At 76.3% G+C, this 228-nt stretch carries 1 protein-coding gene; it reads right to left on the bottom strand.

Annotation, left to right across the window (positions count from 1 at the left end; all coding sequences use genetic code 11):
• Positions 1–216 (bottom strand): hypothetical protein (locus tag Q4563_RS23415; RefSeq protein ID WP_303606251.1); only part of this gene is annotated, 216 nt, incomplete at its 3' end.
• Between the last annotated feature and the right edge of the window lie 12 nt (positions 217–228).

The following is a 228-nucleotide window of genomic DNA, read 5'->3' on the forward strand; positions in this document are numbered from 1 at the left end:
GATCGGGACGCCCCGCTCGTGGACGACGTGCGTGATCGGTCCCAGCCTGCCCTCCCCGTCCGTCACGGTCCGGGCCGCGTCCGCCTTCCGCCACTCGATGAGGCGCGGCAGGAGCCGGTCGTGGATGCGGCACCGGGGCTGCCGCTTGCGCGAGACCGGGGCCTCGGGCCCGGCGCGGTGGATCGTCAGCCCCGGGATGTCGACGTGGCCGTCCACCCGGTGCCGCTG

This window comes from Gilvimarinus sp. 1_MG-2023, from assembly GCF_030548285.1.